Origin of the sequence: Pseudomonas monachiensis (genome assembly GCF_047345015.1) — a bacterium.
Lineage (GTDB): Bacteria > Pseudomonadota > Gammaproteobacteria > Pseudomonadales > Pseudomonadaceae > Aquipseudomonas > Aquipseudomonas monachiensis.
The window spans coordinates 1,585,094-1,598,649 of the sequence record NZ_CP178857.1 but is presented as its reverse complement, the minus strand read 5'-3'; the positions used below and the strand labels follow the sequence as shown (position 1 = coordinate 1,598,649).

14 protein-coding genes are annotated in these 13,556 nt (G+C 60.9%); all 14 read right to left on the bottom strand.

The features are described 5' to 3' along the window. Nucleotides 1-15 precede the first annotated feature (15 nt). Nucleotides 16-366, bottom strand: a complete 351-nt coding sequence (locus ACMDB8_RS07105; protein WP_056721582.1) for an Hpt domain-containing protein — start codon at nt 364-366, stop codon at nt 16-18. A 30-nt stretch (nt 367-396) separates the two neighbouring features. Continuing rightward, complete coding sequence (locus ACMDB8_RS07100; protein WP_056721581.1) at nt 397-2,103, bottom strand: ATP-binding SpoIIE family protein phosphatase; 1,707 nt, start codon at nt 2,101-2,103, stop codon at nt 397-399. Between the two features lie 5 nt (nt 2,104-2,108). Further along, entirely contained in the window at nt 2,109-2,408 is a 300-nt protein-coding gene (locus tag ACMDB8_RS07095; protein ID WP_056721579.1) for an STAS domain-containing protein, read from the bottom strand. An 89-nt stretch (nt 2,409-2,497) separates the two neighbouring features. After that, nucleotides 2,498-2,947, bottom strand: a complete 450-nt coding sequence (fliJ, locus tag ACMDB8_RS07090; RefSeq protein WP_056721577.1) for a flagellar export protein FliJ — start codon at nt 2,945-2,947, stop codon at nt 2,498-2,500. A gap of 6 nt (nt 2,948-2,953) precedes the next feature. Next, entirely contained in the window at nt 2,954-4,312 is a 1,359-nt protein-coding gene (gene fliI, locus ACMDB8_RS07085; RefSeq protein ID WP_056721574.1) for a flagellar protein export ATPase FliI, read from the bottom strand. Next, on the bottom strand, nt 4,302-5,099 hold the full coding sequence (fliH, locus tag ACMDB8_RS07080; protein ID WP_056721572.1) for a flagellar assembly protein FliH: 798 nt from the start codon (nt 5,097-5,099) through the stop codon (nt 4,302-4,304). The genes fliI and fliH overlap by 11 nt, the downstream gene beginning before the upstream one ends. A 4-nt stretch (nt 5,100-5,103) precedes the next feature. After that, entirely contained in the window at nt 5,104-6,123 is a 1,020-nt protein-coding gene (gene fliG / locus ACMDB8_RS07075) for a flagellar motor switch protein FliG (RefSeq protein ID WP_007983391.1), read from the bottom strand. Then, nucleotides 6,116-7,903 carry a flagellar basal-body MS-ring/collar protein FliF gene (gene fliF, locus ACMDB8_RS07070; protein WP_409078497.1) on the bottom strand — a complete coding sequence of 596 codons (1,788 nt, stop codon included), beginning with the start codon at nt 7,901-7,903 and terminating at the stop codon, nt 6,116-6,118. Before fliF ends, fliG begins: the two co-directional genes overlap by 8 nt. 16 nt (nt 7,904-7,919) lie before the next feature. After that, the gene (gene fliE, locus ACMDB8_RS07065; protein ID WP_008052868.1) at nt 7,920-8,246 is read right to left on the bottom strand and encodes a flagellar hook-basal body complex protein FliE; all 327 of its coding nucleotides are present in this window, start codon (nt 8,244-8,246) and stop codon (nt 7,920-7,922) included. A 125-nt stretch (nt 8,247-8,371) separates the two neighbouring features. Continuing rightward, nucleotides 8,372-9,757 carry a sigma-54-dependent transcriptional regulator gene (locus ACMDB8_RS07060; protein ID WP_056721569.1) on the bottom strand — a complete coding sequence of 462 codons (1,386 nt, stop codon included), beginning with the start codon at nt 9,755-9,757 and terminating at the stop codon, nt 8,372-8,374. 5 nt (nt 9,758-9,762) lie between these two features. Then, complete coding sequence (locus tag ACMDB8_RS07055; RefSeq protein ID WP_056721567.1) at nt 9,763-10,974, bottom strand: sensor histidine kinase; 1,212 nt, start codon at nt 10,972-10,974, stop codon at nt 9,763-9,765. A 110-nt stretch (nt 10,975-11,084) separates the two neighbouring features. Beyond that, nucleotides 11,085-12,560 (bottom strand): sigma-54 dependent transcriptional regulator, encoded by a 1,476-nt coding sequence (locus ACMDB8_RS07050; RefSeq protein ID WP_046037712.1) that lies wholly within the window; start codon nt 12,558-12,560, stop codon nt 11,085-11,087. Between the two features lie 172 nt (nt 12,561-12,732). After that, nucleotides 12,733-13,029 carry a hypothetical protein gene (locus ACMDB8_RS07045; protein WP_056721566.1) on the bottom strand — a complete coding sequence of 99 codons (297 nt, stop codon included), beginning with the start codon at nt 13,027-13,029 and terminating at the stop codon, nt 12,733-12,735. A 10-nt stretch (nt 13,030-13,039) separates the two neighbouring features. Then, entirely contained in the window at nt 13,040-13,435 is a 396-nt protein-coding gene (gene fliS, locus ACMDB8_RS07040) for a flagellar export chaperone FliS (RefSeq protein ID WP_102699437.1), read from the bottom strand. Nucleotides 13,436-13,556 lie beyond the last annotated feature (121 nt).

Below are 13,556 nucleotides of genomic sequence, written 5' to 3'. Positions count from 1 at the left end.
CAATGCAGCGGATGCTCAGATTTTCGCCGGGCAACGCTGTCGTTCAGCTTCGTACAGAGGTCGGATACCGGCGAACTCGCGATCGATTTCGCCGACCAGCTCCTGAACGGCGGCCCATGGCAAATCTTTAGCCCGCTGTTCAAGTTGATGGCAGAGCTCTGTCAGCCGGAAGGCGCCCATATTGCTGCTGCTGCCCTTGAAGCTATGGGCGGTTTCTACGAGCCGTGCGGCACTGTCAGCTGTTCTCAAGACTTTCAGGCGCTCTTCGGAGTCCGCAAGAAAGATATCCAGCAGATCCGGATAGCCCCCTTCCATCACTTCCTGCAATGCACTCAGCACGTCGCGATCCACATGTGTGTCGTCCACTTGCTCACTCCTTGATCAAGAATGCGCGGATTATGCCAGAGCCTCCCAGATAAACTCCACGCGTGCACTTCGACCATTGTCGCTCCAGCGGGCATTACGCCCCAACTGGCGGATCAGACTGACCCCTCGCCCCGACAGGCGGACGTCTTCCAAAGGTCTTGCCATCACCCGCTCGACATCGAAACCCTTGCCGCTGTCTTCGATGTGAATGGCCAGGCAACCGCCGTCGTCCGTTGGCGTCACCTGCAAATGTAACCGTACATAGCCATCCTGCAGTTCGTCCAGCCGGGTATTACGCTCTTGATAATACCGCGCAAATCCCGAGGCATCGCGCTTGAGGCTCGAATCCAGCCCCAGCACGCCATGCTCCAGCGCATTGGAATAGAGCTCCGCCAGCACACTGTAGAGCGCACCGCTCTGAGCCCGAAGACCATGCACCTCAAGCAACAGTTGCAACAGATAGGGCAACGGATTGAAACGCTTGAGCGTGGCGGCGCGAAACTCGAAACTCACCGACCAGTCCAGCGGGCAGGACTGGCCGCTGTCGGAGTAGACCAACGCCGGCGGCGTGATCTGCGCCTTCTCCAGCAGGCTGATTTCTACCATGCTGACATCATCGCGTGCTTCTCCGCCGAAATGACGCAGCGCCTGCTCGATCTCTTCGAACAGTGCATCCGGCTGGCGATTGGCGGCAAACACCCACTGCAATCGCTGCACGCCAAACAACTGATCATTGGCGTCGCAGGTATCGATCACGCCATCGGACAGGAGAAATACCCGGTCCCCGATGGCCATGGGATACACGTCGGTTCGCTCGTCGAAGGAGTCCGGGCTCAGCACCCCCAAAGGCAGGTGCCGCGCCGGCAGAGGCGTTCGCTCGCCACTGGCAACGCGATGCAGGTAACCGTCGGGCATGCCGCCGTTCCAGACTTCCACCGAACGGCGCTGAAAACTCAGGCACAGCAAGGTGGCACAGCAGAACATGTCCACCGGCAGGATGCGCTTGAGCTTGGCATTCATCTCGCGCAGGGTTTCCGCCAGGCCGTAGCCCTTGGCGGTCATCCCGTAGAAAACTTCGGCCAGGGGCATGGCGCCCACCGCCGCCGGCAGACCGTGGCCGGTGAAGTCGCCCAGCAGCACGTGCATGTCTCCGGCCGGGGTGAACGCGGCCAGCAACAGGTCGCCGTTGAACAGCGCATAGGGCGATTGCAGATAACGGATATTCGGCGCTGCATTCAGGCAGCCGGAGTGCGCCACCTTGTCGAAAACGGCCTTGGCCACGCGCTGTTCGTTGAGCAGGTAGTCGTGGTGCCGGGCGATCTGGTCACGCTGTTGCAGCACGGTGTCCTGCAAGCGCCGCAAGCGATCCATCGCCTTGATCTTGGCAGCGAGAATCACCTGGTTGTAGGGCTTGGCCAGAAAGTCGTCACCGCCGACTTCCAGGCAACGGGCCAGGGCTTCGCTTTCGGACAACGACGTGAGGAAGATGATCGGCACCAGGGTTTCCCCGGCCAGGGCCTTGATCTGCCGGGCCGCCTCGAAGCCGTCCAGGACCGGCATCATTGCATCCATCAACACCATGTGCGGTTGTTGTTGGCCAAACACCTCGACCGCTTCGGCGCCGTTGGCCGCCGTCAGCACGTCGTGCCCCTGGCGGCGCAGGATGCTCGACAGCAGCAGGCGATCGGCGGCGCTGTCCTCGGCAATCAGGATTGTCAGCGGTTCCAGTGGCTGCATGGCAATCAACTGATGTCGAACAGTTTGTCGAAGTTGGAGATGGCGAGGATTTTGCGCACGTCGGTACTGCTGTTGACGACGCGCACATCGGAGTCGTCGCCACCGGCGTGATCGCGCAGCAAAAGCAGCATGCCCAGGGCCGAGCTGTCGAGGTAGGTGGCATCCTTCAGGTCGACCACGACCGCCGATAGCTGTTTATCTTCGTAGGACTGACGAAATTCCTGATGCTTGGCGAAATCGAATCGTCCCCTGATCGAGATCGTCAGCCTTTGTCCATCCTCGGACACTTCTGTAATCACCGACATTTAATGGCTTCCTTGTCATTGGCAAACGTTTAGAAGGTTTAGCATCTGAAGAGGATGGGGGCAAGCCAGCCTGTTTTTTGAAAGCACGTTCAATAGGGGTTATCACGCGGCAGGCGCTGGGACAATTCATCCAGCAGTTTCTGTTCGCGCCGGTCTTCAAGCGCCCGCGCCTCGTCGGCATAGCGCTGAACCAGCTTGCGCAAGCCTTCGACCCGGGCAAACGCCTGCTGCCAGGTCTCCCGCGCCTTGTTCAGGTTGTTCTGATGCCAGGCCAGGCTTTGCCGCTGCTGGTCGATGGCCGTGCCCAGTTGCGCGAGAAAGCCCTGATAACCCAGTAACCATTGGCCCGAGACGCCGCCGCTGCCGCGCACGATCCATTGTTCCTGATAGTCGAGACGGAAGGCTTCGAGGTCGGCGAGCTTGCTTTGTGCCAGGCGAACCTGCCCTTGAAAGTGCCCCAGGCGCTGGACCGCGGTTTTCTCGGTCTTTTCGGCCATTTCCACCACCGGCGCCAGCCGTCCCGCCCGACTCAGGGCCATGACCGCTTAACCACCTGCCGCGGGCGCGAAGATCGAGGCCAGATACGCTTCGCTTTCGCCCAGGCTGATGCTGTCGTTGAGGCCCTGGCGCAGGTATTTGACCAGTTGCGGTTGCAGGGAAATCGCCAGGTCGGTCTCGCGATCACCACCGGCGACGTAGGCGCCAACGCTGATCAGGTCGCGACTCTGCTGATAGCGCGACCACAATTGCTTGAAGTACTGCGCGCGCATCATGTGCTCCGGCGACACCACCGCCGGCATGACCCGGCTGATGGAGGCCTCGATATCGATGGCCGGGTAATGCCCTTCCTCGGCCAGGCGCCGCGACAGCACGATGTGCCCGTCGAGCACGCCCCGCGCCGAGTCGGCAATCGGGTCCTGCTGGTCATCGCCTTCGGACAGCACGGTGTAGAACGCAGTGATCGAACCACCACCTTTCTCCGCGTTGCCGGCCCGTTCCACCAGTTTCGGCAGCTTGGCGAATACCGACGGCGGATAGCCCTTGGTCGCTGGCGGCTCACCGATGGCCAGGGCGATTTCCCGCTGGGCCTGGGCGAAACGGGTCAGCGAATCCATGAGCAACAGGACGTTCTTGCCCTTGTCGCGGAAATATTCGGCGATGCGCGTGCAGTACATGGCCGCGCGCAGACGCATCAGCGGCGCATCGTCCGCCGGAGACGCTACCACCACTGAACGCTTGAGCCCTTCTTCACCGAGGATGTGCTCGATGAACTCTTTAACTTCACGCCCCCGCTCACCGATCAGCCCGACGACGATGATGTCGGCCTCGGTGAAGCGGGTCATCATGCCCAACAGCACGGATTTACCAACACCGGTACCGGCGAACAGCCCGAGACGCTGGCCGCGCCCCACCGTCAACATGCCGTTGATGCATCGGATGCCCACGTCCAGCGGCTCGCTGATCGGTTCGCGCTTGAGCGGGTTGATGGTCGGGCCATCCATCGGCACCCAGTCCTCGGCCTTCATCCCGCCCTTGCCGTCCAGCGCCCGACCGGCGCCATCGAGCACCCGCCCGAGCATGCTCATGCCCATGGGCAGGCGACCGGTATCGGACAGGGGAACAACGCGGGCGCCGGGTGCAATACCGGCAACGCTGCCGACCGGCATCAGAAAGATTTTGCTGCCGGAGAAGCCCATGACTTCGGCTTCGACCTGCACCGGGTGATAGCTGTCGTCGTTGATCACCATGCAGCGGCTACCCATGGCGGCGCGCAGACCTTCGGCTTCGAGGGTCAGGCCGACCATGCGCAACAAGCGGCCCTCAAGGATCGGCGCGCCGGCCAATTCAGTCGCCTCGGCGTAACTGCCCAGGCGCTTGGCGAAGCTGGTGCGTTCAAGGCGCATCAGGTGCATCCGCTTCTGGCGCGGCCGCAGGCTTGCTGTCGATCGGCAGTTCCAGGCTCAGGTCCGGCGCGGCCGGGTGCAAGGCCTGCTCGTGCAATTGATCGAACAGTTTGTCCATCACCTGCACGACACGGGTTTCGACCGTGGCGTCGATGCGGCTGTGTTCGGTCTCGACCCGGCAACCGCCGGGCAACAGCGATTCGTCCTCGACGATGCGCCAGGTTTCCTCATGACGCTCGCGCAGGGCTTTGACCTGTGCGAAGTCCTGGGGATTGATGTACAGCCGCACATTGCCCACGCCCAACGGCAAGAGCTTGAGTGCTTCGCGCATGACGTGTTCGATCTGCGTCGAGTCGATGGCCAGTTCGCGCTGGATCACTTGCCTGGTGATGTGCTGCACGAGCTCGACCAGGGACTTTTCAATCTGGGTGTCCTGCCCGGCGATGGGCTCGAACAAGTGCGCCATCAACTGTTCCAGCCCGGCAAGCTTCGGTGCCAGCGCCTGTTCGGCTTCCTGGCGAACCTTGAGCGTGGTGCTGTGGAAGCCCTCCTTCTCACCCACCGCGAAGCCTTCGTTGTAGGCCTCCTGGCGAATGCTTTCGAGTTCTTCCAGGGTCAGTGGCTGGACCTCCTCCAGCGGCACCTCTTCCATTTCCGGCGGTTCGGGTTCAGGCGCAGGTTCTGGCTCGGGTTCCGGCGGGTCGAAACTGGGCAGCGCCCAGGACTCGAAGCCACTGACATCCCTGGCCCGGATCAGGTCAGTGGGTGCATCATCATTCTTGACCATGGTGTTAGATCATTTCCTCGCCGCCTTTGCCGCCGAGAACGATTTCCCCGGCTTCGGCCATACGGCGGGCAATGGTGAGGATTTCCTTCTGCGCGGTTTCCACGTCGCTGACGCGCACCGGGCCCTTGGCTTCCAGGTCGTCGCGCAACAGTTCGGCCGCACGCTTGGACATGTTCTTGAAGATCTTTTCCTTGACGCCTTCGTCCGACCCTTTGAGGGCCAGTACCAGCACGTCGGAGGACACTTCGCGCAACAGTGCCTGGATACCTCGGTCGTCGACGTCGGCCAGGTTGTTGAATACGAACATGAGGTCTTCGATCTGGCCGGACAGGTCTTCGTCGACTTCGCGGATCGAGTCCATGAGCTGGCCTTCGATCGAGCTGTCGAGGAAGTTCATGATGTCCGCCGCGCGCTTGATGCCACCCAGGGTGGTGCGCGAGGCATTCGAGTTGCCGGAGAACTGCTTCTCGAGAATCTGGTTGAGCTCTTTCAGGGCCGCTGGCTGTACGGTGTTCAGCGAGGACACCCGCAAAATGATGTCCAGCCGCACCTTGTGGTCGAAGTTGCCCAGCACTTCACCGGCCTGGTCCGGATCGAGATACGCCACCACGATCGCCTGAATCTGCGGGTGCTCATAACGGATCACGTCGGCGACGGCGCGCGGCTCCATCCATTTCAGGCTGTCGAGGCCGCTGGTGTTGCCACCGAGCAGGATGCGGTCGATCAGGCCGTTGGCCTTGTCTTCGCCCAGGGCCTGGGTGAGCATCTTGCGCACATAGTCGTCGGAGCCGACGCCCAGGCTGGTCTGGTCGCCGACGATATCGACGAACTCGCTCATCACCTGTTCGACCTGCTCGCGGTGCACATTCCCCATCTGGGCCATCGCCACGCCCACGCGCTGGACTTCTTTGGGGCCCATGTGACGCAGCACCTGGGCGGCGTCGGTGGAGCCCAGGGACAGCAACAGGATTGCGGCTTTGTCGACCTTGGACAGTTTGGCGGCAACGGCTCGGTTATCACTCATCTGCGTTAATCCACTCTTTCACGACCTGGGCCACACGACCCGGATCTTCTGCCACCAGACTCTTGATTGCGTTCAACTGAGCGTCATAGCCTTCGCTCGGACTCGGCAGCAGGATGCTGGTCGGGCCACCGAGGCTGACACGGTCGTTGGCCAGTTCGCCGTCCAGGCCGCCCATGCCGCCCAACTCGACGTCGCTACCCAAACCAACAAGCTGCTTGCCCTTGCCGCCACCGGTGATGTTGTTGAGCACCGGACGCAGCACACCGAACACCAGCACCAGAATGAACAGCACGCCCAGCACTTGCTTGACGATGTCCCAGAACCACGGCTGGGAGTAGAACGGAATTTCGGCAATCACCTCACCGCGCTCGGCGGAGAACGGCATGTTGATCACGCTGACACTGTCGCCACGGCTGGCATCGAAGCCGACCGCGTCCTGCACCAGGCGAGTGAAGCGCGCCAATTCATCGGCGGTCCACGGCGCACGGGTGGTTTCGCCGTTGGCCGGGTTGATCTTGACCTGATCATCAACGACTACCGACACCGACAGGCGATTCAACCGGCCCTGCTGCTGCTTGGTGTGGCTGATGGAGCGATCGAGTTCGAAGTTCCTGGTCGATTGTTGACGCTTGTCCGCCGGGTACGGCGCGAGCATCGGCTGACCGGTGGCCGGGTCCATGATTTGCTGGCCGTTGGCATCAACCAGTGGCTGGCCCGGTTGCACCATGCCTGCTGCCCCCGGAGTGCCGCCGGTGATCTGCGGCGCGGAGGCCGGCGCTGGCGGCTGGTTACTCAGGGCACCCGGCACGCCTTGCGGGCCATTGCTGGCGGTACGCTGTTCGTTGACCGACTGTTCGCTGCGCAATGCCGGTTGATCCGGGTTGAATTGCTCGGAAGTCGATTCGACCGCACTGAAATCCACGTCAGCCGAGACTTCGGCCTTGTAACGGTCGTTGCCCAGCACCGGCTGCAGGATGTTGTGCACGCGCTGGGTGAGCATGCTTTCCATGCGACGGCTGTAGTCGAACTGCTTGCCGGCCATGGTCAGCTCGGAGTTTTCCGCCTGATCGGAAAGCAGGTTGCCCTTCTGGTCGACCACGGTGATCTGCGACTTGCCGAGTTCGGGAACACTGGTTGCCACCAGGTTGATGATGGCTACGACCTGGCCGGGTTCCAGGGAGCGACCGGAATAGAGTTCAACCAGAACCGATGCGCTCGGCTTGCGCTCGTCGCGCACGAACACCGAACTTTTCGGGATCGCCAGGTGCACGCGGGCACCCTTGACGTTGTTCAGGCTGGAGATGGTGCGGGCCAGTTCGCCTTCGAGGCCGCGACGGTAGCGGGTCGCTTCCATGAACTGGCTGGTGCCCAGTCCCTGTTCCTTGTCGAGGATTTCAAAACCGATGTTGCCATCGCTGGGAGTGACACCAGCGGCCGCGAGCTTGAGCCGCGCACGGGACAGGTCATCGGCCTTGACCAGCAAGGCTCCGGAATTGGGTTCGACGGTGTACGGGATATCGGCGGAGGCCAGGGTATCCATGACCTGCTTGGCATCCATGCCGGCAAGGCTGCCGTACAGAGGCCGATAGTCCGGTTGCTGGGACCACAACACCACGGCAAAACCAATCGCCACGCTTGCCGCCAGGCCGACCAACAGGCCCACCTGACGCAACATGGTCATCTCGGAGAGGTTTTCCAGGAAGGACAACCCGAACAGCGGCGGTTTGCCGTCTATTGGAGCGGCCTTGGCCGGAACGTTATCGGCGACTGCTTCTGCCATGACTCAATCTCGTCCTTTAAACCGGCATCTGCATGATGTCTTGGTAGGCCTGGACCACTTTGTTGCGCACCTGGGTCAACGCCTGGAACGACACACTGGCCTTCTGCGAGGAAATCATTACGTCCGTGAGATCGACGCCGCTTTTGCCGATTTCGAACGCACTGGCCAACTGCGTGGAAGCCTGCTGGGTGTCGTTCACTTTATTGATAGCCTGACCGAACATGTCGGAAAAGCTGCTGCCCGTCATTTCAGGGACGGCAGTCGATTTCGGCGCAGACATGGCATCCATTTGCATGGCGCGCATATCCAGCATCAACCGATTGAATTCAATACCTTGGCTCATGGTTTCTCTCTTTGACGACCCGCAATTTTTTGACACTCACTCGGCGGGTAGTGAGGTGTTAGCAACAAGGGTGCCAGCTCCATGGCCACTCTGAACAAAAGCCCTCCTGACTACCAAACCCACATTCAGGTCGCGTACAAAAAGGCTTCCACATCCATGCCGGCATCGCGCATCTGCGCCAGCTTGTAGCGCAGGGTTCGCGGGCTGATACCCAGGCGCTCGGCCGCCTCTTTGCGACGACCGCGCTCGGCGCGCAGGGTATCGATGATCATCTGGAATTCACGGCGACGCAGGTCATCGCCCAGCGCACCGGCCGACTCTGATCCGACTTCCACAGAACACACCGGCGCCTGCGCCAACGCAGGCAGTGGCGCACAAGCCACCGGCCCGGCCAGGCAGAAATCCAGCGGCTGGATCAAGCCGCCCTGCTGCAAGATCAGCGCACGCTGAATCGCGTTGTCCAGCTCACGCACGTTACCCGGCCACGGATAACCGATCAGGCACGCCTGGGCTTCGGGGGACAACCTGGCAGCCGAATGCTTCATTTTATTGATGTGCCGGGCCAGCAGACGCTCGGCCAGCGGCAGGATGTCGGCGGTGCGCTCGCGCAATGGGCGCCAGGCCAGGGGAAACACCGACAGGCGATAGTAAAGATCTTCGCGAAAACGCCCTGCTGCCACTTCACCCGCCAGGTCGCGATTGGTGGTGGCGACCACACGAATGTCCAGGGTGATCGGCTTGCGCGCCCCCACCCTTTCGACCTCGCGCTCTTGCAGCACGCGCAGCAGCTTGGCCTGGAGCCCCAGGGGCATTTCGGAAATTTCGTCGAGCAGAATGGTGCCGCCGTCGGCCTGCTCGAACTTGCCGGCTTGCGCGGTAATGGCGCCGGTGAAGGAACCCTTCTCGTGCCCGAACAAGGTCGCTTCGAGCATGCTGTCCGGGATCGCTGCGCAGTTGATCGCAATGAACGGCTGACGGGCGCGATGAGAATGCTGATGGATGTAGCGCGCCAGCACTTCCTTGCCCGTGCCCGACTCACCCGAGATCAACACCGTGGAATCGCTGCGTGCGACCCGCGCTGCCAATTCGAGCAACTGAGCGCTCGCCGGCTCGAATGCTATCGGCCCTTCACCCTCGACCAGGCCGAGACTGCCCAGGGCATGACGCCCCACCAGATCGAGCAACGCCTTGGGCTCGAATGGCTTGACCAGATAGTCCGCCGCCCCTTGGCGCATCGCGTCGACCGCACGCTCGACCGCACCGTGAGCCGTCATCAGCAACACCGGCAACTGCGGCTGCCGCGCTCGCAGCAGGCCCAGCAACTGGTGGCCGTCCATGCCCGGCATGTTGACGTCGCTGATCACCAGGCTGAAGGCTTCGCCACCGACGGCAAGCAACGCCTCCTCTGCCGAGCCCACCGCCTTGTAATCGTGGCCCGCGAGCAACAGCGTATCGGCCAGCGCCTCGCGCAATGCGCGATCATCTTCGACCAACAGAACCTTGATACCCATCTGTGTCACTCCGCTCCTTGAGCGCTGCTGAACAACGGCAGGATCACCTGCGCGCAGGTGCCGCGACCGAGCCGCGAGCGCAACTGCAATTGTCCCTGATGAGCACGCGCCACTGCCTTGACCACGGTCAGGCCAAGACCCGTGCCGGTGGCCTTGGTGGTAAAAAAGGGCTCGCCCAATCGCGCCAGAACCGCGGCATCGATACCGGAGCCACTGTCACTGACGCACAGACGCAGGTTGTTGCCGCGGGTGTAGAGGTGAATCTTGAGGCGCAATTGACCGGCACTGGCCTGAATGGCGTTCTCGATCAGATTGAGGATCGCGCCGACCAGGGTATCGCGATTGCACAGCAACTCCCCCGAATGACTGTCGCACTGCCAGCGGATCGGCAGATCCTGTACGTGGGTCAACGCCGCCGCTTGCAACGATTGCATCAATTGGCCCGGCGTCACCCGGTCGGTCAGCGGCAACTCGCCCCGGGCGAAGACCAGCATGTCGCGCACCTGGTGCTCCAGTTCGTGCAGGCGCTCCTTGAGACGCCCGGCAAAGCGTTGCTGGGTAGCGACCGGTAGCTCCTGCTCGGTCAAGTGACTGGCATACAGCAACGCGGCGGACAACGGCGTGCGTATCTGATGAGCCAACGAAGCGACCATGCGCCCCAGCGACGACAGCCGCTCATGACGGGCCAGTTGATCCTGCAGATGGCGGGTTTCGGTCAGGTCGTTGAGCAACACCAACTGGCCAGGCTCGGCGTCCAGCGAGCGCGTGGCGATCGACAGGCGCCGACCATCCTTGAGGGAGACTTCATGACCATCGTCTTCGCGCGGCGCAAAACAGCGGGCAATGACGTGGCGCCACAATTCACCCTCCAGCGGCAGCCCCAGCAACTCGCACGCCGCCGGATTGGCTTCGCGCACGATGCCCTGGGCGTCAATGACGATGACACCGCCGGGTAACAGATCGAGGAGGTTTTGCAGGCGGTTGGCCAGGCGTTCTTTTTCTGCGAGCTCCTGCATGCGCTGGGCGCTGACCACCGCCAATTCACCCTTGAGCTCGGTGACCCGGGCTTCAAGCATGCTGTAGGAATCGGTCAACTGACTGGACATCTGATTGAACAGCGCGAATGCCTGCTCAAGGCCAAGCCGGCTCGCCTGCTCCGCGGAGGACGGTTGCCGCGAAGCATCAGGGACAGGAGACATCTGGGCGGCTTGGGGCATCGTGCTCTCTCGCTTGGCTGACCGTCAGTGAAACGGAACGTTGCGAGGGACGTAGCAATACCCGTGCCTAAAAAAAACTGCTTATAAATGAATGAGTTGAAAAACAGGCGTCAATCATCCGCCTGCTCGTCTCCATCACGACGGCTCATGCCGTACTTGCGCATCTTTTCCACCAGCGTGGTACGACGAATGCGCAGGCGCTCGGCTGCGCGAGCCACAATACCGTTGGCATCATCCAGCGCTTGCTGGATCAGCCCCTGCTCCAGGCCACCGAGGTAGTCCTTCAGGTCCAGGCCTTCCGGCGGCAGCATGGCATTGGCGGTGAAGTCCTGGGTATGGCCGTTGATGGCCACGCGCTCCTCCAGATCGCTGCGCAGGCTGTCGACCATTTGCTCATCTTCATCGTCGACGTAGCGGAATTTCTTCGGCAACTCGACTACGCCGATCACGCCGTATGGATGCATGATCGCCATGCGCTCCACCAGGTTGGCCAGTTCGCGGACGTTGCCCGGCCAGCCATGGCGGCACAGCGACATGATCGCCGCCGAGTTGAAACGGATCGAACCGCGCTTCTCGTGCTCCATGCGCGAAATCAGCTCATTCATCAGCAGCGGAATGTCTTCGACGCGCTCACGCAGCGGCGCCATTTCGATCGGGAACACGTTCAGGCGGTAGTACAGGTCTTCGCGGAAGGTACCGATCTCGATCATGCTTTCGAGATTCTTGTGGGTCGCGGCAATGATGCGCACGTCGACGCTCTGGGTCTTGTTGCTGCCCACGCGCTCGAAGGTGCGCTCCTGCAACACGCGCAGCAACTTGACCTGCATCGGGAGCGGCATGTCGCCGATTTCATCGAGGAACAGGGTGCCGCCGTTGGCCAGTTCGAATCGACCGGCGCGGCTGGTGATCGCCCCGGTGAAGGCGCCCTTCTCGTGGCCGAACAATTCGCTTTCCAGCAACTCGGCAGGGATCGCCCCGCAGTTGACCGGTACGAACGGCGCTTCGCGGCGCTTGGAATGGTAATGCAGGTTGCGCGCAACCACTTCCTTGCCGGTGCCGGACTCACCGAGGATCAGCACGCTGGCATCGGTGTCGGCGACTTGCTGCATCATCTGGCGCACGTGTTGAATCGCCCGGCTGGTGCCGACAAGACTGCGGAAAAGATTGGGTTCGCGATGACGACCGCGCTCGCGGGCCTGGTCGTACATCTCGCGATAGACCTGGGCACGGTGCAGCGAATCGAGCAACTTGCTGTAGCTGGGCGGCATTTCAAGGGTCGAAAGCACCCGCCGACGCTGGTCTTCCGGCAGGTCAATGGAAGAATTATCGCCCATTAACAAAACCGGAAGGAACTCATCCCATGTCGACAGTGTCTTAAGCAAGCCCAGAAGTGCACCAGGAGCATTGACCGTCCCGATGAGGACACAGATCACTTCACGACTTGACGACAAAGAGCCGACAGCCTGCTGCCAGTCATGGCTACCGCAGGGTAAATTTTCTTCGCCAAGAAAATTTAAAATCACCGCCAGGTCGCGGCGGCGGACGCTATCGTCATCAATCAGCAGAATTTTGGTTTCACGCCACATGCAATAGCAACTTCCCTAGTCAACTCGATGCCCAAAATGCTGGGGCAAGCTAAACGCTTGCAGGCACAAATATGCCTGAAGACGACTGAAATCTGGAACAGCCACTAGTTAAGTCAAAAAACCGTGCACAGTCAAATTTATGGCGCACATGTCTGGATTAACTTGGGGTTAATTAACCGAACAGATGGTAAACCTTTGCTGCGTTCCGCGCTTGCTGGATCTGAGACATTTCATCGACTATCGCCTGTCTCTCACCCATCGCCACCTCAAGCAACTGCTTGTAGACATACAGCAGCTCCTCAAGATTGCTACGCAGAACCTCTTCGTCCAGCGAAGCTTCGCTCATGACGTCTTCCATGCAGGAACGGCAATCGAGGTCCAATTGACCGATGGCCTCCCAGTCGCGCTCGGCCAAGGCACCGACCAGCGCTTCACGAGTTTGTTCTATTCGCTGCAATACAAGACTCATGGCGATCTCCTTAGAACTGCGGACCTGGCTCAGCAATACCGTCCCAGCCTTCTTTGACCGTGCGCAGCAAGCCCGCGACCTCATCGAGAATCTTCGGATCACTGCTGATGTTGGCCTCGGCCAGGCGCTTCATCATGTAGATGTAGAGACTGTTGAGTTCGCCCACGGTATCAGCGCAATTTTCAAGATCCAGGCCTTCACGCAAGCCACCGATGATGCCAATCGCCTTGCTGATCGATACACACTTGCCGGGAACATCCTTGCGCTCCAGGGCACCTTTGGCCTGCGCGATGCGATCCAGGCCACCTTCCATGAGCATTTGCACCAATCGATGCGGACTCGCTTCGGACGTCTGGGCGTGCGCACCCACTTTCTGATACTGCCGAAGGGCTAACATTGGATTCATGTTCTACCTCATTACCACAATGACTCGTATGACCAGTGTATCGTCTGCGCATCAAAAAACTTTAGATCAAAAGACAAAAACCCGGCACACGCGAAAATGCGGAGCCGGGTTTTTGTCGTCA

What these genes read in the sequence shown, in the direction of transcription:
- ACMDB8_RS07100 (WP_056721581.1), bottom strand. Translation starts at nt 2,103, where the DNA reads ATGCAGCCACTGGAACCGCTGACAATCCTGATTGCCGAGGACAGCGCC.
- ACMDB8_RS07095 (WP_056721579.1), bottom strand. Translation starts at nt 2,408, where the DNA reads ATGTCGGTGATTACAGAAGTGTCCGAGGATGGACAAAGGCTGACGATC.
- fliJ (WP_056721577.1), bottom strand. Translation starts at nt 2,947, where the DNA reads ATGGCCCTGAGTCGGGCGGGACGGCTGGCGCCGGTGGTGGAAATGGCC.
- fliI (WP_056721574.1), bottom strand. Translation starts at nt 4,312, where the DNA reads ATGCGCCTTGAACGCACCAGCTTCGCCAAGCGCCTGGGCAGTTACGCC.
- fliH (WP_056721572.1), bottom strand. Translation starts at nt 5,099, where the DNA reads ATGGTCAAGAATGATGATGCACCCACTGACCTGATCCGGGCCAGGGAT.
- fliG (WP_007983391.1), bottom strand. Translation starts at nt 6,123, where the DNA reads ATGAGTGATAACCGAGCCGTTGCCGCCAAACTGTCCAAGGTCGACAAA.
- fliF (WP_409078497.1), bottom strand. Translation starts at nt 7,903, where the DNA reads ATGGCAGAAGCAGTCGCCGATAACGTTCCGGCCAAGGCCGCTCCAATA.
- fliE (WP_008052868.1), bottom strand. Translation starts at nt 8,246, where the DNA reads ATGAGCCAAGGTATTGAATTCAATCGGTTGATGCTGGATATGCGCGCC.
- ACMDB8_RS07060 (WP_056721569.1), bottom strand. Translation starts at nt 9,757, where the DNA reads ATGGGTATCAAGGTTCTGTTGGTCGAAGATGATCGCGCATTGCGCGAG.
- ACMDB8_RS07055 (WP_056721567.1), bottom strand. Translation starts at nt 10,974, where the DNA reads ATGCCCCAAGCCGCCCAGATGTCTCCTGTCCCTGATGCTTCGCGGCAA.
- ACMDB8_RS07050 (WP_046037712.1), bottom strand. Translation starts at nt 12,560, where the DNA reads ATGTGGCGTGAAACCAAAATTCTGCTGATTGATGACGATAGCGTCCGC.
- ACMDB8_RS07045 (WP_056721566.1), bottom strand. Translation starts at nt 13,029, where the DNA reads ATGAGTCTTGTATTGCAGCGAATAGAACAAACTCGTGAAGCGCTGGTC.
- fliS (WP_102699437.1), bottom strand. Translation starts at nt 13,435, where the DNA reads ATGAATCCAATGTTAGCCCTTCGGCAGTATCAGAAAGTGGGTGCGCAC.